This is a genomic window from Sorangium sp. So ce302, assembly GCF_051530145.1.
Taxonomy (GTDB): domain Bacteria; phylum Myxococcota_A; class Polyangia; order Polyangiales; family Polyangiaceae; genus Sorangium; species Sorangium cellulosum_B.
In genome coordinates this window covers 3,623,130-3,641,926 of sequence record NZ_CP150326.1, presented here as the reverse complement: position 1 = coordinate 3,641,926, position 18,797 = coordinate 3,623,130, and the positions used below count along the sequence as shown (strand labels likewise).

General features: G+C 71.2%; 13 protein-coding genes. 7 read left to right on the top strand and 6 right to left on the bottom strand.

Going from position 1 to position 18,797, the window contains the following annotated elements; all coding sequences use genetic code 11:
- Position 1: 1 nt before the first annotated feature.
- The gene (locus WME73_RS13990) at positions 2–1,135 is read left to right on the top strand and encodes a hypothetical protein (protein ID WP_437745958.1); all 1,134 of its coding nucleotides are present in this window, start codon (positions 2–4) and stop codon (positions 1,133–1,135) included.
- A gap of 27 nt (positions 1,136–1,162) precedes the next feature.
- Here the strand turns inward: WME73_RS13990 and WME73_RS13985 are convergent, their stop codons facing one another.
- The 3 genes from WME73_RS13985 to WME73_RS13975 form a co-directional block, all read right to left on the bottom strand.
- Complete coding sequence (locus WME73_RS13985; protein WP_437745957.1) at positions 1,163–2,032, bottom strand: PTS sugar transporter subunit IIA; 870 nt, start codon at positions 2,030–2,032, stop codon at positions 1,163–1,165.
- 6 nt (positions 2,033–2,038) lie between these two features.
- Positions 2,039–4,234, bottom strand: a complete 2,196-nt coding sequence (locus WME73_RS13980) for a cation:proton antiporter domain-containing protein (RefSeq protein ID WP_437745956.1) — start codon at positions 4,232–4,234, stop codon at positions 2,039–2,041.
- Positions 4,235–4,492: 258 nt separating this feature from the next.
- Positions 4,493–6,082, bottom strand: coding sequence for an SDR family NAD(P)-dependent oxidoreductase (locus WME73_RS13975; RefSeq protein ID WP_437916016.1), 1,590 nt, complete (start codon positions 6,080–6,082; stop codon positions 4,493–4,495).
- A gap of 288 nt (positions 6,083–6,370) precedes the next feature.
- Between WME73_RS13975 and WME73_RS13970 the strand changes: the two genes are divergently transcribed.
- Together WME73_RS13970 and WME73_RS13965 are read left to right on the top strand one after the other, a co-directional pair.
- Positions 6,371–7,882, top strand: a complete 1,512-nt coding sequence (locus WME73_RS13970; protein WP_437916015.1) for a PAS domain-containing sensor histidine kinase — start codon at positions 6,371–6,373, stop codon at positions 7,880–7,882.
- Positions 7,883–7,891: 9 nt separating this feature from the next.
- Positions 7,892–8,245: a response regulator gene (locus WME73_RS13965; RefSeq protein ID WP_012235137.1), complete on the top strand. Its 354-nt coding sequence runs from the start codon at positions 7,892–7,894 to the stop codon at positions 8,243–8,245.
- A gap of 27 nt (positions 8,246–8,272) precedes the next feature.
- Here the strand turns inward: WME73_RS13965 and WME73_RS13960 are convergent, their stop codons facing one another.
- The 3 genes from WME73_RS13960 to WME73_RS13950 form a co-directional block, all read right to left on the bottom strand.
- Entirely contained in the window at positions 8,273–8,821 is a 549-nt protein-coding gene (locus WME73_RS13960; protein WP_437916014.1) for a hypothetical protein, read from the bottom strand.
- Positions 8,822–8,946: 125 nt separating this feature from the next.
- Entirely contained in the window at positions 8,947–12,006 is a 3,060-nt protein-coding gene (locus tag WME73_RS13955; protein WP_437916013.1) for an SNF2-related protein, read from the bottom strand.
- A gap of 220 nt (positions 12,007–12,226) precedes the next feature.
- On the bottom strand, positions 12,227–13,078 hold the full coding sequence (locus tag WME73_RS13950; protein WP_437916012.1) for a hypothetical protein: 852 nt from the start codon (positions 13,076–13,078) through the stop codon (positions 12,227–12,229).
- Positions 13,079–13,609: 531 nt separating this feature from the next.
- On the opposite strand from WME73_RS13950, the gene WME73_RS13945 reads away from it, so the two are divergent.
- The 4 genes from WME73_RS13945 to WME73_RS13930 all read left to right on the top strand — a co-directional run bounded on the left by WME73_RS13945 (position 13,610) and on the right by WME73_RS13930 (position 18,458).
- Positions 13,610–14,770 carry a hypothetical protein gene (locus WME73_RS13945; RefSeq protein ID WP_437916010.1) on the top strand — a complete coding sequence of 387 codons (1,161 nt, stop codon included), beginning with the start codon at positions 13,610–13,612 and terminating at the stop codon, positions 14,768–14,770.
- A gap of 554 nt (positions 14,771–15,324) precedes the next feature.
- A complete protein-coding gene (locus WME73_RS13940; protein ID WP_437552330.1) occupies positions 15,325–15,822 on the top strand; it encodes a hypothetical protein in 498 nt (165 codons plus the stop codon).
- A 277-nt stretch (positions 15,823–16,099) separates the two neighbouring features.
- Complete coding sequence (locus WME73_RS13935) at positions 16,100–17,029, top strand: hypothetical protein (protein ID WP_437745949.1); 930 nt, start codon at positions 16,100–16,102, stop codon at positions 17,027–17,029.
- 97 nt (positions 17,030–17,126) lie between these two features.
- Positions 17,127–18,458: an RNA polymerase sigma factor gene (locus WME73_RS13930; RefSeq protein WP_437916009.1), complete on the top strand. Its 1,332-nt coding sequence runs from the start codon at positions 17,127–17,129 to the stop codon at positions 18,456–18,458.
- Positions 18,459–18,797: the final 339 nt, after the last annotated feature.

Sequence of the window (18,797 nt, the reverse complement as noted above, 5' to 3'; positions counted from 1 at the left end):
GATGCGCGGGGCGCAGGCGATGAACGGCGCGGCGAAGCGCGACGGCGCGGGCCGCGGGCGCCGGTGGCGGCGCGCGGTGCTGGGGACGCTCGCGCTCGCGGCGATCGCGTCGCCGGCGATCGCCTCGGGCTGCGTCGCGGGCTTCGATCCGCCGAGCCTCGTGGGCGGGCTCCGCGTCCTCGCGGTGGTCGCCGACAAGCCGTACGCCAACCCCGGCGACCAGGTCACCTTCCGGATCCACTACCAGGACGGGCTGGGCGGCCCCGAGGACGGGTCGCGCCCTGTCTCGGTCTACTGGTTCGGCGGGTGCGAGAACCCCGTCGGGGACGACTACTACGGCTGCTACGCGCAGCTCGAGGGCATCGCCTCCGAGATCGAGGCGTGGGTGGAGCGAGGCGACCCGACGGTCCCGCTGCCCGACCTCAACGGCGTGCGCCCCGGCTTCGGGGACACGTACACGATCACGATCAGCGACGACATCCTCGCCGGCCGCAGGCCGCCCGCCACCGGGGGTCCGGCCTTCGGGAGCGCGTTCGTCTTCTTCGTCGCCTGCACCGGGGAGCTCGGTCTCGTGGAGGACCAGGGCACCGGCCGCGCCGGGACGTTCCCCGCCGCCTGCTTCAGCGGTGGGCGCCGGCTCGGCCCGGACAGCTTCGTGCCCGGCTACACGCAGATCTACGCCTTCGAGGGGGGTCGCGAGAACGCGAACCCGGAGGTGCAGGGGCTCACGCTCGACGGCGAGCCCCTGCCGGAGGACTTCGCCGACATCCCCACCGTCCAGCGCTGCCACGTGAGCGCGGAGGCGCGGCGCGAGGCCGGCTGCAGCGCGGAGGATCCGTTCGTCGAGTGCACGGCCTACGAGCTCGAGGCGATCGTCGATCCCGAGGTAGCGGAGGACGATCCCAGCGCGCAGCAGCAGGCGCTGAAGGAGATCGTCTGGGTCGATTACTTCGCCGATCTGGGCGATCTCGACGGGGGCATCAAGCTCGTGAGCGACGCGAACGAGGGGTACATCGGCGATCACGCCGTGACGTGGATCCCACCTGCCGAGCCGGGCGTCGCCACGATCACCGCGGTCCTGCGCGACGCGCGCGGCGGCTCGTCCGTGGTGCAGCGCCTCGTCCGCGTCGAGTGACGGGGGCCCCGCGGCCCCCCGCGGCGATCAGCCGCAGCCCGCTTCGATCTGCGAGAGCTGGTCGATGAGCTGCGCGGGGTCGTGGGCTGCGCACAGCGCGTCGGCGGCGCCGAGGCTGGCGAGCCTGGCTGCCTGGGCGAGCAGCTCGAGGTGCGCGCGGCCCCCCTCGCCGCAGATGAGGACGACGAACAGCCGGAGCGGGGCGCCGCCCGGCGTCGGCACCGCGAGCGGCTCGGCCAGGGTCGCGAGCACGGCCGCCTGGCACGCGCCGGGGACGATCGCGTGCGGGACCGCGACGCCGTTGCCGAGCGCCGTGGGCGACTCGAGCTCGCGCCGCAGGATCTCCTGGGCGAGCGCGCTCGCCGAAATCGGGCCGCCGGGGGGCGCGAGCCGGGACGCCGCGACGTCGATGACGTCCTCGATGTCCGCGCACGAGAGGTGGAGCACGACCCGCTCTGGCGTGAGCAGGCCGCTGAGCCGCCGCGCGGGCGCCCCCCCGAAGGCCGCGTTCGCCGGGAACTCGGCGTCGATGAACGCCTTGACGCGCGCGAGCTGGGGGGCGCTGAGGTTGCGCCGCGCGAGCTCCGCGCAGAGCGCCTTCGCCGACGGAACGCGCTCGAGGTAGCGCGAGACGAGCGGCTCGACCTGATGGCCTAGCTCCAGGAGCACCGCCGGCGGGAGCTCGAGCGCGCCCGCGATCGCCGTGAGCCGGTCGGGCGTGGGGATGGCGTCGTGCCCATGCTCGACGCGGCTCAGGTAGGCGCTGGAGACGCCGATGCGGTGCGCGAGCGCGCGCAGGCTCAGGCCCGCCTCGACGCGGAGGAGCCGCAGCGCGGCCCCGAACGCGGCGACCGCGCGGGCGCGCGCGGCGCCGTCAGCGTCGGACATCGCTGGCATGGGGCCTCAGGAGCGATCGGGCTCGACCGCGAGGGCGGTCGGGAGGACTTTCGGGACGGGCGCCGCGGCGGGGGCGGACACGGCGGCGGGCTCGTAGTGGCGCACGACGAGCAGCGAGGTCGGGCACCCCTGGATGATGTGCTCGGCGCGGATCCCGAACCGGCGCTGCGCGAGGCCCCACTCGGGACCGACGCCGACGAGGACGAGATCGTAGCCGCGCTTCGCCTCCTCGAGGGCCGCGTCCGCGGGGGAGTCGTGCTCCACCACCTTGAGAAGCACCTTGGACTTCTGCAGCGCGCCGCCCTCCTCGCCCTCGAACACCTCGTCGACCGTCTGCTGCGCGCCGAGCGTGTCGTCGGACCTGCGCTTCGGCTTGACGACGTGGAGGATGGTGACGTCGGCGCCGACCTGCTGCGCGAGCCGGCGGGCGAGCGAGAGGGCCGCCTTGTCGTGCAACGTGCCGTGGAACGGCACGAGCAGCTTGCGGACCGCGGCGAGCCCGCGATCGATGAGCACACCGACGTCGGTGTGGGCGCCGCGCATGACCTCGTAGACGGTGCCGCCGAGCACGGTCTGGCTGAGGATGGGCTTGTGCCAGCCGACCAGCACGAGGTCGGCCTGCTTCACGTCGGCGACGTTGCAGATGTCGTGGCTCGGCTTGGGCGAGACGAAGGAGAGCTGCCGGACCTCGGCGCCCAGCTCCTTGGCCCGCGACAGGAGCGGCGCGAGCGCGGCCGTCCCCTGCCGCTCGAGCCCTTGCTCGAGGTAGAACGAGCCACGATCGGTCGGCGGGATGAGGCGCAGGGCGTAGAGGCGCCTCGCCTCGGGGCCCGTGCCGGCGAGGGCGCTCGCGAGCGTCACCATGCCGGGGCCGGAGCGCTCGTAGGAGACGCACATGAGCACGGTGAACACCTCTGCTGCCGTGGGCAGAGGCGTCCGCTCCGGCACGTCGGCGAGCTCCTTGGCGAGCTCCTCCGGCGGGTAGATCCAGCGCAGGAGCGGCGAGGTCATGAAGGTCGTGACCAGCGCCATGAGCACCATCATCGTGAACAGCTTGGGCGAGATGATGCCCAGATCGAAGCCGAGGTTCAGGACGATGAGCTCCATCAGGCCGCGGGTGTTCATGAGGATGCCGACGGCGCTGGCCTCCCGCCAGCTCTGGCCGGTGAAGCGGGCGGCCACGGCGCTGCCGCCGAACTTGCCGACGCAGGCGATCAGGATGATGAGGCCGCACATCATCCAGCCGTCGGCCGAGTTGAGCAGCCCGATGTGCGTGCGCAGGCCGCTGTAGGCGAAGAACAGCGGGAGCAGGAAGACCACCGCGAAGTCCTCGAGCTTCTCGGCGAGGCTCTGCGCGAAGCCGGTGCCCTTCGGCATGATCGCGCCGAGCATGAAGGCCCCGAACAGCGGGTGGATGCCGATCATCTCGGTCATCCAGCTCGACACGATGAGCAGGAGGAGCGTGACGGCGACGAGGTCCTGCGAGAGCCCTTCCTTGCTGGAGCCGCGCTCGCCGAGCCGGACGAGGAAGGGGCGGACAAGGAACAGCATGCCGGCGATGTAGGCGACGGCGAAGACGGTGGTCCAGACAGCGCCCACGAGCCCCGTGGCGCGCGCGATCGAGACGACGAACGCGAGGATGCACCAGGCGGTCACGTCGTCGACGGCGGCGCACGTGATGGTGAGAGCGCCGACCTTCGTGCGCAGCAGGCGCCGCTCGGTGAGGATGCGCGCGAGCACCGGGAACGCCGTGATGCTCATGGCCACGCCCATGAACAGCGTGAACGACGAGAACGGGACGGAGCTGTCGGAGAGCCGGGGGTACAGGTAGAGCGCGAGGAGCCCGCCCAGCGCGAACGGCACGACGATGCTCGTGTGGCTGATGATGACCGAGGCGTGGCCCCGCCCGCGCAAGAGCTTCGGATCGAGCTCCAGCCCGATGAGGAACATGAAGACGATGAGGCCGACCTCGCTCACCAGCTTCAGGAGCGGCAGCGAATCGTTTGCGAACAGGACCGCCGACGCATCGGGGAAGAGCCAGCCGAACAGCGACGGGCCGAGCAGGATGCCCGCCGTGACCTCGGCGATGACCATCGGCTGCTCCATCCGGCGGGCCACCAGGCCCACGAGCCTCGCGCAGGCAATGATCAAGAACGCCTGGATGAGGAAGCGGGTCAGCGGGTTGTGAATCAGGATCTCCATACGGAGCGCTCCCTCCTGGTGGTAAGTGTTAAGTTATCGCTTATCAGCGGGCTGTTTCGACTGTCAAGAAAGGGATGCGCAGCGTCAAGCGACCTGAACAGGACGTCGGAGGCGCGCAGACGGCGCGTCAGGCAGGCAGCGTGAGAGACCGGGTGCACCGCGCGATCGGGCGAGCGGGCCCAGCTCGACCAGCTCGTCGCCGGGTGCCTTGCACGGGCGGTTGTTGAGGGTAGGAGCGCGCCCTGGCGCGGGCGGCGCCTACCAGTCGGTCGGCATGTAGTCTTTGAAGAACTGGCCGTACGCGTGCTGGCCGCTGAGCAGCCCGGCGAAGATGGGGTCGCAGATGCGGGCGGCGCCGTCGACGATATCGAGCGGCGGATGAAAGCCGTGCTCTTCGAGCTTGCGCGCGGCGAGCGCCGCGGGGTCCTCGTCGGTGACCCACCCGGTATCGACGCTGTTCATGAAGATGCCGTCCTTCACATAATCGGGCGCGGACGTGCGCGTCATCATGTTGAGCGCGGCTTTCGCCATGTTGGTGTGAGGGTGCCTGTCCGTCTTGTAGCGGCGGTAGAACTGCCCCTCCATCGCCGAGACGTTGACGATGTGCCTGTCGAACGTGGGCCGTCGCGTCATGAGCGGCTTCAGCCGGGAGTTCAGGACGAAGGGGGCGACCGCGTTGACGAGCTGCACCTCGAGCATCTCGACGGTCGGGACCTCGGCGAGGGTGAGCCGCCAGCTGTTCAGCGTCCGGAGATCGACCTGCTGGAGATCGGCGTCGTAGCGCCCCTGAGGGAAGAGCAGCTCGTCGAGGCGCTCATCGCCCGGAGCCGGGATCTGGGAGAGCAAGGCGGGCTCGCGCAGGCCCGCGGTGGGGTCGGCGCCGGCGACGAGGGGGAGCGTGCCGCACGCGCGGAGCGCGTCGTACTCGCGGAGCGGGGGCTGAGCGCCCTGCGGGAGGGAGCGGACGGGCGCGGTCTCGCCCTCGATGAGGTGGCCGTAGAAGCCCGGCGGTCGCCGCACGGTCTGACAGGCGTTGTTGATGATGAAATCGAGCCGGTCGAGCGTGTGGAGGAGGTGGCGCGTGAAGAGCTCGACGCTCGGCGTGTGTCGGAGATCGAGGCCGTAGATCGCGACCCGTGATCCCCAGGCGTCGAAGTCGCGCTCCGCCGAGAAGCGGCGAGCGGCGTCGTGCGGGAAGCGGGTCGTGACGATGACCCGCGCGCCGGCGCGGAGGAGCATGATCGCCGCCTGATAGCCGATCTTGACGCGCGCGCCCGTGACGAGCGCGATGCGGCCGTCGAGCGGCGCGGTCTGGCTGCGTTTGCGGTAGTTGAAGTCGCCGCACGCGGCGCACATCGCGTCGTAGAAGAAGTGGACTTTGCGGAACTCGACCTTGCAGACGTAACACTTGCGCGGCCGCGCGAGCTCCGGCGCGCCCGGCTCGGCCGGCGGCCCGGGCTCCTCGGTTGCCTCGGGCGGCGACGCGGGCTCCTCGGCGGGGTCGGCCCACGACAGCGGGGGCGCTGCCTGGGCGAGCGCGTCCGGCGTACGGAACACCGGCTCTCGACGGGCGACGCGGATGCCGACCGCATCGAGCAGGGCGGCGTCGGCGGACTTCTGCGCGTGCCGGTCGCGCTTGCGGAACGCCCTGGCGAGCTCTCGCTGCTCGGCGCGCTCGGGGCGCGAGACGCGGCCAGCGGCCAGGAGAAGCCGGCGGCGGTCCTCGGAGCTGATGGCGGCGAGCTGCGCGCGATCGAGGGCCACGGCCTCCAGCACCTTGAGGCAAGCGTCGAGATCGGCGGCAGTGAACGGCCGGCCTGCGCCGGCGGCTTCGCGGTCGGGACTCATCGAAGCGTGCGTGCATAGCACGCGGGAGACCGCGCGCGAACCGCAGCGGCGCTTCGGGTCCTGCCGGCACGCTTCTAACCGCTCTGCACCGCGGCGCGCCGCTCCGCTCCGCTCTGCACCGCGCCGCGCCGCGCCGCGCCCAGAGCCCCGTGGACGAGTCGCGCGAGCCGCGTCCTGTTCGCCAGCCAAGGATTGTACACTACGTCCTCACATCACCCTGAGCCCTCGGAAACTCCAGCAGAGGATCTTATGCTCGAGTCGCCACACAGTCTGTTCGCGACGGAATTCATGCCCCATGGCCATTGCTACTTCTGGCAGCCGGGCATGGTCTGGCTGCAGGTCATCACCAACCTGGCGATCGGCTTCGCCTATCTCTCGATCTCCCTGACCCTCGCCCATCTGGTCCGGCGCATCCGGGACATCCCCTTCCAGCGGGTGTACCTCGCGTTCGGCACCTTCATCGTTGCCTGTGGGTTCACGCACTTCATGGATGTGTGGGTCATCTGGCAGCCGTTGTACTGGCTGGATGGGGCCCTCCGGGCCATCACGGCGATCGCCTCGGTCGGCACCGCGATCCTGCTCTTTCCGCTGCTGCCCAAGGTGGTCGCGATGGCGGGCGCGGCGCGTATCACACGCGAGGACGAGCTCCGCAGGGAGGAGCTGAACCGCCAGCTCTCGGCGCTCTACGAGAACACGCGGGAGGCGCTCGCGGAGGCCATTCCCCAGCTCGTATGGACCGCGACGCCGGACGGGGAGTTCGACTACTTCAACCGGCGCTTCGCGGAGTATGTCGGCGAGCGTCTGCCCAGCGGCGCGGCCTGGACGGCCGCCATCCACCCCGAGGACGCGGATCGGGTCGTGGCGCGCTGGAAGGAGAGCTTCGCCAGCGGAGACGCCTACGAGATCGAGTGCCGAATGCGGCGCAGCGACGGGGTCTACCGCTGGTTCCTCGTGCGCGGGTTGCCCCTGCACGACACGGCCAGGCGGATCGTGAAGTGGTTCGGCACCTGCACCGACATCCAGGAGCAGAAGATCGCGGCCGAGGAGCGCGAGGTGATGCTCCAGCAGGCGCGAGAGGCCGTGAGGGCGCGAGAGATCTTCCTCGCCGTCGCGGCCCATGAGCTCAAGACACCGATCACGCCGCTGCGCGCCGAGGTGGAGAGCGTGCTGCGCGCGGCGCGCGCCGCGCGCGCAGACCGCCTCACGCCCGAGCGCCTGGTCATCAAGCTATCGGTCGTGGAGCGGCAGATCGACCGCCTGGAACGGCTCGTCTCCGACCTGCTCGACGTCTCGCGCATCGCCGCTGGACGGATCGAGCTTCAGATACAGGAGGTCGACCTCGCGGAGGTCGTGTGCGAGGTGGTCGAGCAGCACAAATACGACCTCGCCAGGAACTCGATGTCGCTCCAGCTCGCCGCCGACGCCACGGGCGGCTGGGATCGCAGGCGCCTCGACCAGGTGGTGAACAACCTCCTCACCAATGCGCTCAAATACGGCCGTGGGCGTCCGATCACGATCACCGTGTGGTCAAGCGATGTCCGCGCGTGGCTCACGATCACGGACCAGGGCATCGGCATCGCGCCCGAGCACCAGGCCATCATCTTCAACCAGTTCGAGCGCGCGGTCTCGGAGCGGCACTACGGCGGGCTCGGCCTCGGGCTGTGGATCGTGCGGCAGGTCGTCGGGGCCATGGGTGGGACGGTGTCCGTCGCGAGTGAACCTGACGTCGGCTCGACCTTTACTGTGGAGTTGCCTCGACAACGTGGGAACCTCGATGACACCGAGACCAAATCTCCTTAAGCTGACACGATGAAGCACATCCTGTTGGTGGAGGACAACGAGGATATTCAGATCTCGCTTCGCGATGCGCTCGAGGAAGACGGCGCTTACAGCGTCATGACGGCTGGAAACGGAGCGGAGGCGCTCGCGCTGCTCGAGCGCGGCGAGCGGCCGAATATGATGCTCGTCGACCTGTTGATGCCCGTCATGGACGGTGTGGAGTTGATCGACCGGATGCGGCGCGATGCGCGGTTCGCGGGCATCCCGGTCGTTGTCCTGTCGGCCGCGTCGATCACGTCCCCGCCGCCCGGAACACCCTTGCTCAGGAAGCCGATCCGCTACGAGGCCCTCCTTGGAGCGGTCCAGAAGGCGTGCGGGTGCTGAGAGCGGTGCGTTCGCGCACAGAGGACGCTACTGGCCGGCGGGCGCGTAGGGGCAGGGAGCGCCGCCTTCTCCGGTCTCGGCGAGGGCGCCCGTCGAAGGATCGATGGTGAGCGTGGTCGGGAACGGGTGAGCGCCCGGCCCCTGCGACCCTTCGGAGACCGAGAGCAGGAGCGTCCTGTCGGCGCGCTTGAACGCCCCCTTGCGATGGACGATGCCCGACCAGACGCACACCGCGCCCGGCGGGCAGGGAGAGACGCGATCCTCGGCGACGAAGCTGCCGTCTTTCGCGAGGGAGAGCCGGCGCTCGTACTTGCGCGGACCGCACGCGGCGGAGCTCCACGTGCCGAACAGCGCTTCCTCGCCGGGCGCGGTCCGCGCTGTCGTGGCCGGCGCCTGGGTCGTCGCGGTGACCGTGGCCGAAGCCTGCGGCGCGGGCGCGCCCGGCGCCGCGGTGGACAGCGGCGCCGGGGGCTCCACGGGTGATGACGGCTCGGGCGCCGGCTCGCGCGGACCGTTGACGGTGCACGCAGCGAGCGGCGCCAGCAGCGCGGCGAGGCGGAGGATGAACGTTCGCATCACACCCGCTCATCCCATGGCGGCTCAACGCGCGCAACGCGTGCACCACCAGAGTCCGCGGCGATGCGCCCGCCCGCGAGCGACACGACGGGGAGCGCCGCGCGGAAGGCCGCGATCGATGTGCGCTACCCCAGCAGCGCGAGCAGATCCTCCCGCGTCAGCGAGGCCGCCCTGTCCGCCTCGCCCAGCGCGGCGCCCGCGATCGCGCGCTTCCGCTCCTGCAGCGCGAGGATCCCCTCCTCCACCGTGTCCTTCGCGACGAGCCGGTGGACCATCACCGGCCGGTGCTGTCCGATACGGTGGGCCCGATCGGCCGCCTGATCTTCGACCGCCGGGTTCCACCAGGGATCGAGCAGGAAGACGTGATCCGCCGCGGTCAGGTTCAGGCCGGTGCCGCCCGCCTTGAGCGAGATGAGCATCACCGGCGGGCCGCCCGGCGACTGGAACTCGTTGACCACCCCGGCGCGGTCGCGCGTCCCGCCGTCGAGGCGGCTCCACGGGATCCCCGCCGCGCCGAGGTGCGGCTCGACGAGGTCGAGCAGCGAGGTCCACTGCGAGAACACGAGCGCCTTGTGGCCGTCCGCGACGCACTCCTCGAGCGCCTCGATCAGCCGCGTCACCTTGGAGGAGGGCACGGTCCGCGCCGCCGGCGCCGCGCCGCCGGCGCTCGATCCCGGGATCAGCGCCGGATGGCAGGCCGCCTGGCGCAGGCGGAGCAGCGCCTCGAGCGCCGCCATGACGCTCGCCCCCTCCGCGAGCTTCTCCACCACGTCCTTGCGGGTGGCCGCGCGCACCGCGTCGTAGAGCTCGCGCTCTGCCTCCTCGAGCTCGCAGTAGAGCACCATCTCCGACCGCGGCGGCAGCTCCGGCGCCACCTCGCCCTTCAGCCGCCGCAGCACGAAGGGGCGGATCTTCTGCCGCAGCTCGGCCGCGGCGCCCTGCACGCCCTCGGCGATCGGCCGGCCGTAGCGCTCCTGGAAGGCGCTCCGCCCGCCGAGGAGGCCGCGGTTCGTGAAGTGGAGCAGGCTCCAGAGCTCCTCGAGCCGGTTCTCGACCGGCGTGCCGCTCAGCGCCACGCGCAGCTCGGCGCGGAGCGCGAACGCCGCCCGCGCCGCCTGGCTGTCGGGGTTCTTGATCGCCTGCGCCTCGTCGAGCACCACCGCCTCCCAGGCCTGCGCCGCGAGCAGCTCGGCGTCGTTGCGGAGCACGGCGTAGGTCGTCAGCGTGACGTCGGCCGCAGGATCGAGCGCGCGCCGCGTGCCGTGGTAGATCGCGAACCGGAGGCCCGGGCGGAAGCGCCGGATCTCGTCGGCCCAGTTGTGGACGACGCTGCGCGGACACACGACGAGCGTCCGCCCGCGCAGCGAGCAGAGCGTCTGCAGCGTCTTGCCGAGCCCCATGTCGTCGGCGAGCACCGCGCCGAGGCCGGCGTCGCGCAGGAACGACAGCCAGTCGACGCCGCGTCGCTGGTAGGGGCGCAGCGTCGCGGTCAGGTCGGAGGGCAGCGGCGCCTCCGGGAGCGACGCGAAGCCGTCGAGCAGCGGCATGAGCTTGTCGAAGCCCGACGGGCGCGGGTACTCGATCTCGTCGCACAGCGCGGCCAGCGCCGGGAGCGCCGCGGGCGGCACCTCCTTGTCTTCGCGCCGCGCCGCGAGCAGATCGGCGACGCGCGCGCCGTACTTGTCGAGCCACGCCGAGGGCAGCGGCGCCCACCCGCCGCCGAGGAGCGGCACGAGCGGCAGGCCGTCCTGCCACGCGCGGATCACGGCCGTCGCGTCCGCGCGCTTCGGGGGCGCGCCGGCGCCGTCGCCCTCGTCGCCCGCGCCGTCGTCGCTCCCCGCCGAGAGCTCGAACTCGACGTCGAAGGCCCGGTCCTGGATGACGAAGCGCGGCACGAGCGCGGCCTTGCCGAAGATCTCGCCGCGCGCGTCGGCGAAGGCGCGGGCGTCCCACGACTCGAGGCGCGAGGCGAAGCGGATCGCCTCGACGCCGTCGAAGTCGACCCGGCGTCCCGGGATGAGGTGGAGCTCGTCGCGCAGCCGGATCAGCAACATGCGCTCCGCGGGCTCGTCGCGGACGGGCACGGCGCCGGACAGGTGCACGAGCCGGCCGTTCTCGATGCGCGCCTCGGGCGGGTCGCCGTACACGAGGCTGGGCACGACGGAGAGCGTGTGCTCCTTCTGGCTGAGCTCCAGGAGGATCCGCGGCCGGGACGCGCCGCCCGCGCGGGGCAGGCGCTGGCTCTGGATCGTGACCGGGACGCGCTTGGTCAGCTCCGGCAGGACGTCGGTCACCAGCTTGCCGAGGTCCCCCCGCGGGAACACCCGCCGGAGCGGCAGCCGCTCGAGCTTCGGCCCCGTGAGGTCAATCTCCCGGAGCAGGTGCAGCGTGCCGCCGCACCGCACGACGCCCGACGCGATCACCTCGTCGACGCGCGGGTCCCGCTCCACGACGAGCGCTGCGCCATCGTCGTGATCGCGCACCGCCGCGCGAGGGCCGATCGCCTCGCTGGAGATGCGCACGGGCGCGCCGTCGAGCTCCACGTCCGCGACGCCCGCCAGCGCCGCGAAGAGCTCGGGCTGGCGATCCGAGGGGAAGTAGCCGTGCTGCTTCGTGCCGACGAGGCGGTCGACGGCCAGGTCCTCGTGCGTCGGGTAGAGCTCGGGCAGCCTCGGCCCCGGCCGCTCCGGGCTCGCTGGAGCCCGCACGGCGCGGCCAGCGAGGCTGGCGAGCGAGACCCGGAGCGGCTCCTCGGCGCCGCTCGCGTGCACGATCATTCGCTCGAGCGCGAGCACGAGCCCCTTGCGCCGGAGCCGGTACCGCAGCCGCGCCGGCGGCGCAGCCGCGGCGGTCGCGCCGCCTTGCGCGGCCGGCTGGCCCTGCGCGGCCGGCTGGCCCTGCGCCGCCGGCTGGCCCTGCGCGATCGGTTGCGAGAGCGACAGCGTCGCCGCGACAGCGTGCGCGCAGGGGTCGATTTTTCCACCGCAGTCGCACGTCCACTCGGCGTCCGCTGGGTAGAGGGTGACGGTGGGTGCAACGGGCTGCCCGGCCGCCTTGACGCGGACCACGATGGAATCGCCGCGATCCTCCCGTCCGAAGGCAGCGCCCTCACGGGCGAGCTTGACGCCCTGGGACCAGAGGCCCGGAAGACAGGCTTTCCTGATGGCTTCGAGAAGACCCTGCACTGAGACTCCAGACACCGACGGCTGGCTGCGGTAGCTCGCGCGCTCTCCCGGGACCAGCGCCACTTCTTGGGATGTTCACAGAAAGACGAAGATGACGGAAAGAGGTTCAGGCGTCTTCTTCCTCTTCTTCCGCTGCCTCGCCTTCCAGATTCCGGGAGCTTGCCCGGCATGAGCGGGGCGCTGCTGTAGCAGGTATCCGCGCTGCATCACGCCGCGAGCTTCACCGACGCGTCAGGTGCTCGCGGTAGCGCGTCGTGAGCTCCATCCAGCGCAACGTGAGGATCGGCTCGCGCTCGAGCCGATCCTGCCAGCTGCGATCGACGGCCTTCCACAGGTCGCGGTCGGCGATGCCGTGGCGCAGGAGCGCCTGGTCGAACGACGAGGCCGCTCCGATCGACGACTCGGCGCAGAGGACCGCGTACTGCTGAAGGCTGAGCGAGGGCAGCGCGCTCCGCGCGCCCGGAAGGTCGCTCCGCGAGGCGGGCGCAGGGGCCGCACCGCTCGGCGTCGCCAGCGCCGGCGCGGCCGGCACGGCGCCGCTCGCGTCGAGCTCGCCGGGAGATCCACGGAGGGTGACCCCCGACCGCGCGTTGCCGCCATCGAGCTCGAGCGGCTCGGCCTCCGGCGGGAGCTTGATCGAGGGCAGCGGCAGCGCCCGCGGCACCTCGACGGTCTCGTCGGCCTCGCCCTCCGAGGGGGGGCGTTTTCCGCTCGACGTGGGGACGATCACAGACTGCGGCGGCGAGGCCGCGCGCCGCGGCGGCGCGGAGGAGGCGCTCCCCCGGCCGCCTCGCCGTGAACCGGCGCGCTCGCCGTCGGGCGCCGCGAACGACAGCACCGGACCGGCGTCGGTGATCTCCATCTGCAGGACGATCTCACCCGTCCTTCCGCGGACGACGAGCCGATCGCCCGCCGACGTCACCTCCATCTCGTAGCGCCGCCCGGAGGAGAGCGAGACGGTCGCCGAGGGGACCGGCGCGCCGCTCGCCGCCCCCCGCGAGCCCATCTCTTCCTGAGGACGGAGCCCGGCCTGATGCAGCCCGCGCTCGCTATCGGGTGGATCCCCACTCATCAGGATCGGAGCCTAACGCAGCAAGCGCACGCCCCGCGAGCGCTTTCGACGCTTGTGACGCTTGTGACGCTTGTGACGCAGGGTTCAAGCGTCTGAGCCCGGCCCAGTACGCCGCCTGGGAACACGCGGCTCGCCTTCCTGCGATCGGGCGCGGGCGCATCCGAGCCCAACCGACCCCCTCCGACGCGGTGCGCCCGGTCGCCTTGGCTCGCGCCTGAGCGCCGCGGCCTGCGCTCGGTCGCGCAGGGTTGCGCAGGAGCGCGCTCGGTCACCCAGGAGTTGGGTCGAGGGTGCACTCCGACACCGAGCGCTTACGTGGCCCAGCGTGTCTTCATTTCACGAGGTGCCTCGCTGCGCTCAAGCCCGGGCTGCGCTGACAAAAATCGCCGCGGCTGGCGTTCTCTTGGAATTTCTCGGCGCTGATCGCAATGCGTCGAGAGGGGTCATTCCGGGCGTATCCCGGCCCATCTTCGCTTGAAACGGTCGCGTCTGTAGTAAAGCGGGCTGCGAGCTCTTCCCGACAGGAGGTCTATGAAGACTACCTCTCTCGCGCTTGCGCTGCTGTTCACCGCGTGCCTCCCAGGCTGCTTCTACACCAGAGAGACTATCGAAACATGCGACACCGAGTGTGAGAACGTGCCCAACCAGGACGCGTGTCTAGCGGAATGCGGGACGTGCGTGGATCAATGTAAAAGCGAGCCCTACGGGCCCGACCGTTGGGATTGCATAGCGGAATGTCGGACATGCGCGAAAGTGTGTAGAAACCAGCCCGACCGCGACGCGTGCATCTCGGCATGCGACGACACGTGCAGCGGCGACCAGTGTGTCGAGCCGGCTCCGGAGGGCTTCTATGGCCCGGCGCTGCTCTGGGTCGGCAGAACGGTGGACGAGCCGAACTGCCCCGGCAGCGCCCCGACCAGGGTGTACAGGGGGTACGAGGCCGCTGACTTCCCCTTCGCGTGCAGCCCATGTCGGTGCGGCGAGCCAGCCTGCGCCTTGCCCGCCGATCTCAGGACGGCCGCCTCGTTGAAGTGCGGTGGCTCGCCGGTGTCGGTGCATGAGCCCCGGGACATGCTGAACGGCACCTGCGTGGTGCCCAGCGACGCCCTGGTGAACGATCAGCAATCGCTCGTCCTCGGCGCGACCCGAGTGACGCCTTGCGAAGCCAGCATCGAGCCCCCCCCGGTGCCACAGTTCAGCTTGCGGTGGTATCGCTCCGGCGTTGCGTGCGGAGGCATCCCCGAGAAACGCACGTGCGCCTCTCCGTCGAAGACGTGCGTGCCGCCCGTTCAGGAACACGGCTTCGCTCAGTGCATCATGCACCTCGGCGAGGGCGAGGTGACCTGCCCGGAAGATTACCCGGAGGACGTCGTCCTCTACGACGGCATGAGGGACGAACGCCACTGCACGCCGTGTGAGTGCGGTCCTCCGACAGGCAGCGAGTGTTCCCTGGCGCTCCTTTCCTTCCGGGACGGCGCTTGCGGCGAGCTGATCACCGCCGGTACCGCTTCGAGCCATGCCCCGGGGTGCGTCGCCGCCAAGCCCGGGGAAACGCCCAAGAGCATGAGGGCTATCTGGCAGGTCAACCAGCCCGGAAGCTGCGAGCCGAGCGGCGGAGAGCTGCGAGGCGAGATCGTCGTCACCGGTCCGAGCACGTTTTGCTGCCAAACACGTCCAGGCGAGAACGGGTGACGGTGACGCGCCGCGAAGGGCGGCGCAGCGCCGCCCGAGCCACACGATTCGGGCTTCTCCTGAACCACAGTCGGGCTTGACCAGAACCTGCGATGTCAGGCAAAGGCGCCAAGTAGATGGATCCGTGGGCATGACGGAAAAATCTCTCGATAGGGAGAAATCGACGAGCCAAAACGCAATGCGACCCGCGCGCTCGAGAGCGCACACAAAAGCCTTTACGTGCGCTCCAAAGTCAGTATCTACAGGATCACGACGTGGGAGCGGCGACGTCGAGCCGGCCTCCGTCACGCGGCAGAGGTGCACTGTCCTACGGGCGCCGGAGACGGTGAAGAGGGGGGCCACATGGCGGGGTGTTGCGGCCGGACGGGAGACAGCGGCGTGCATCGGGTCGAGGTGTCCACTCCGCTCCGTACCGCACCGATCCCGCCCTAGCCGGGACGCCGATGCGACGCGCCGGTTGTGCCGCCGTGCTCGTTGTCTTGATGGCGACGACCCCGGTGCACGCGGATACGCCTCGGTCTGAATCGGGACGGGAGACTCAGGAGGACGACCACATGTTCCGCGGCGAGATCTCCGCGTCACCGCTGCTCGCGGTGGGCCTCCTGCCCGCGCTCGGCGGAGGGGCCTCTTTCGCCACGGCGTTCCGCTGGCCCAGCCTGTCGATCGGCGTCGAGGCGCGGATGTTCACCTCCCTGGCGGACACCTTCGCGGACGGCGTCTTGGTCCATGCGAGCCTTGCGATGCCGACGCTCGACATCTGCGGTCATCGCGGGGTCCTGTCGGTGTGCGCCGTCTTCGACGCCGGCGAGCTGCGGATCACGAGCGACCCCGGCGTCAGCATTCAAGCGCGCCAGCCGTGGGTCAGCTCGGTCGGCCTGCGGGTCGCGGGCGACTGGCGCTTCTCCGAGCAGCTGTTCCTGCGCGGGTTCGCCGAGCTGCACACGAACCACAGCCGTCCGTCCCTCTGGGTCAACAACAGAGAGGTATGGCGGGTCCCTCCGCTCTCCGGCGTGGTCGGCGTGGGGCTCGTGCTCCCCGTGGATGCCTTCTGAGCGAGTCACACTGGCCGCTCCCTGGACGGGATGCGGCCGATGACACCTGGCCTGAACAAGCGGTCACCACGCCGCGATGAGCACCATGTCAGCAGCATCAGCAAGAGACACCGGGGCTGACGCGGCAACGCAGGACCGACCCAGCTCCGCGCGTCGGCAATCCCTGGCCGGACTTCGGGCGAGCGGAGCTAGCGTCCGAGCGCCGTGGTGGCTCGTCGCTGCGGCCGCGGCCCTGCTGTGGCCCTGGCGCGCCGGCGCCGCGCCGCCCCGCGCCGCAGTGCAGCTCGAGTACCGGCGCGCGCCAGGGGCCGAGCGCTGCCCGGGCGAGGCGCTCCTGCGCGAGGAGATGGCCAGGCAGCTCGGCTATGACCCGGTGGAGCCCGAGGCGGCCGCGCAGGCCAAGGCCCTTGTCTTCCGCGGTCCAGGGAGGGAGATACACGCCACCATGGATCTCTACGACGCGGATGGGTCCATCGCATGGTCTCGGCACCTGGTCGTCTATCACGACGACTGCAAAGAGCTTGTCATGAACATGGCGCTCTCGCTCCGCGTCGCGCTCGATCCGAGCCTCCACGTGCCCCCCGCCCCGCCCCCACCGCCGCCCTCCCCTGCCCCGCCCCCGCCCGACGCCGCTGCCGCCGCGCCCGCGCGGCGGGCGTGGCCCGACGTCAGGATCGGCCTTGCGGGGTCCGCGGTGTTCGGAACCCTGCAGGAGACGACCGCCGGGACGGCGCTCCATGTCGCGCTCCGCTATCCATCCTTCACCCTCGGCATGGAAGGCCACGTTCAATTGCCGGTCACGATTCAGCTCGACGAGGCGACGAGCATCTCGACCTGGCTCGCGGCGGCGAACGTGATGCCGTGTTCGCAGCGCCGTCACCTCTTCGCTTGTGCCGTCGCGTCGGTCGGGGTCGTGACCACCTCCAGCACCGACGCCAGGATCATCGACACCTCGTCGCTCTGGCTCGCCACAGGGCCGCGCGCCGGCATCGAGATGCCGATCTCCGATCGGCTCGCCATCCAGTTCTATGGCGACATCGTGCTGCGCCTCTCGGAGTTCCGCGTCGAGAGCCAGGAAGGTGTGCTCTGGACCCCGCCCGCCTACGGCGGGCTCGTGGGCCTCCGTCTGGACGTGAATCTCGATCCGCGGAGCGAGGCGCCCGCGCGTCGCGCTGCCCTCCCTCGGGGTGCCGAGGCAGCGCATTGACAAGCTTCGCGACGACGCCGTCGCCACGCTCGAGGGGGGAACAGAGATGGGGTCACAGTCACGCAAGAACACATCCGCAGAGCCTTCCCACGCCCGCATGGCGGAGATCGCCGACGAGCACTTCTCGTTCATCGCCCGCTACCTCGCCCGCCTCGGGGTTCGCGCGCAGGACATCGAGGACGTCGCCCAGGAGGTCCTCGCCGGCGCCTACCGTGCGCTGCCGCGGTTCGATCCCAGCCGGGGCACCGTGCGGTCGTGGCTCATGGGCATCGCGACCCACCAGGCGTCGAATCATTTCCGGCGGGCTCACCGCCGCCACGAGCGCCTCCGGCCGTTCGACGATCTCGCGGCGCTGCCTGACGTCACCCCCGACTCCGAGCAGCACGCCATCGCGAGGGACCGGCGCTGCGTGCTCGACAAGCTGCTCCAGGAGATGCCCATGGAGCGCCGCTGCGTGTTCGTCGCCCATGAGCTCGAGGAAATCGACATGTCCGAGATCGCCCAGCAGCTGTCGATCCCCCTGAGCACCGCGTGGAGCCGGCACCGGCTCGCCTGGGTCGACATCGAGGCGGCGATGCGTCGCTGGCAGGCGCGGCAGCGCGGCCGCGGGCTCGCGCTCATCCCCTTCAGCGCCGGCGCGCTCGTCCAGGAGGCGCGCACGGGAGGCGAGGGCGCGCCAACGTGGCTCACGAGGCTGTACCGCAGCGTTCGCCGGGTGTTCTCTCCGTGGTCATGCAAGCTCCCGATCGAGGGCAGCGCGCCGACGCGGGCAGGCTCGCTCCATATCGCAGCGAGCATCGCAGTCCCGCTTGCGAGCGCCGCCGCCGTCATCGCGCTCACGCTAGGCGCGCTGCGCGCCGCCTCGACGCCGGCCGCCGCCGGAGCGCGCGCCGCAACCGGGCTCGCCATGGCGGTCATCCGGACGCCCCCGCCCGCGCTGCCGCCGCCGTCCCCGGCCACGCTATCGCTGCCTTCCCCGGCTGCGCTGCCGCCGCCGTCCCCGGCTGCGCTGCCGCCGCCGTCCCCGGCTGCGCTGCCGCCGCCGTCCCCGGCCGCGCTGCCGCCGCCGCCCGGCGCAGCTGCAGCGGCGGACGCTCCGCAGGGCGGCCGGATCGCCGGCGCCGGGAGCTCGCGAGCGACCAGCGCGGCGCTGCGCGCGCAGAAGGGCGCGCCCCGTACGGCGGGCGGAGCTACCTTGCCCCACGCGGGACCGTCTGGGGCGTCGAACGATCAGGAGATCGCCGCGGAGCGCACCCTCATCGACGGCGCGATCACGGCGTTGTCGCGCGGTCACTATGCGGAGGCGAAGCGCCGCCTGATCGAGCACCGGATGAGGTTCCCAGCTGGCCGCCTCACCGCCGAGAGGAACGCTGCGCTACGCGCGCTACGCGCCAGGACGGCTGCCGCCGGGCCACGCCCGCTGCTCTAGAGCGACGGTCACCCGCTTCGGATACGGGCCCACCTCGACGTTTTCGGTGCTCAGCGCACCGGAGTGCGCTTGCGCGCCGAAAACGCCGATCTGGGCCCGTCTCCTGTGCGGGAGACCGCCGCTCTACTTGGCATGTAGCTGAGGTGGGCGGAAACCGCTGTAGAGCACTGCTCGGATGGCAAGGCACGACTTCAGTGCTGCTCTCCTGTACAGGACACGACCCATCCCAACCGCCGACGACTACTGCTCTCCCGTCCGCGGCGCTTGGGGGTGAGTTGCGGGGGATCGCGCGCGCACAGAAGATCAATTTTCAGAGCCGGTGGCTTTTTTTTGAGATGG

Excerpts from the sequence above, each read along its gene's own strand:
- WME73_RS13990 (WP_437745958.1), top strand. The coding sequence starts at position 2 with ATGCGCGGGGCGCAGGCGATGAACGGCGCGGCGAAGCGCGACGGCGCG.
- WME73_RS13945 (WP_437916010.1), top strand. The coding sequence starts at position 13,610 with ATGAAGACTACCTCTCTCGCGCTTGCGCTGCTGTTCACCGCGTGCCTC.
- WME73_RS13965 (WP_012235137.1), top strand. The coding sequence starts at position 7,892 with ATGAAGCACATCCTGTTGGTGGAGGACAACGAGGATATTCAGATCTCG.
- WME73_RS13985 (WP_437745957.1), bottom strand. The coding sequence starts at position 2,032 with ATGCCAGCGATGTCCGACGCTGACGGCGCCGCGCGCGCCCGCGCGGTC.
- WME73_RS13975 (WP_437916016.1), bottom strand. The coding sequence starts at position 6,082 with ATGAGTCCCGACCGCGAAGCCGCCGGCGCAGGCCGGCCGTTCACTGCC.
- WME73_RS13950 (WP_437916012.1), bottom strand. The coding sequence starts at position 13,078 with ATGAGTGGGGATCCACCCGATAGCGAGCGCGGGCTGCATCAGGCCGGG.
- WME73_RS13930 (WP_437916009.1), top strand. The coding sequence starts at position 17,127 with ATGGCGGAGATCGCCGACGAGCACTTCTCGTTCATCGCCCGCTACCTC.
- WME73_RS13980 (WP_437745956.1), bottom strand. The coding sequence starts at position 4,234 with ATGGAGATCCTGATTCACAACCCGCTGACCCGCTTCCTCATCCAGGCG.
- WME73_RS13970 (WP_437916015.1), top strand. The coding sequence starts at position 6,371 with ATGCCCCATGGCCATTGCTACTTCTGGCAGCCGGGCATGGTCTGGCTG.
- WME73_RS13940 (WP_437552330.1), top strand. The coding sequence starts at position 15,325 with ATGTTCCGCGGCGAGATCTCCGCGTCACCGCTGCTCGCGGTGGGCCTC.
- WME73_RS13960 (WP_437916014.1), bottom strand. The coding sequence starts at position 8,821 with ATGCGAACGTTCATCCTCCGCCTCGCCGCGCTGCTGGCGCCGCTCGCT.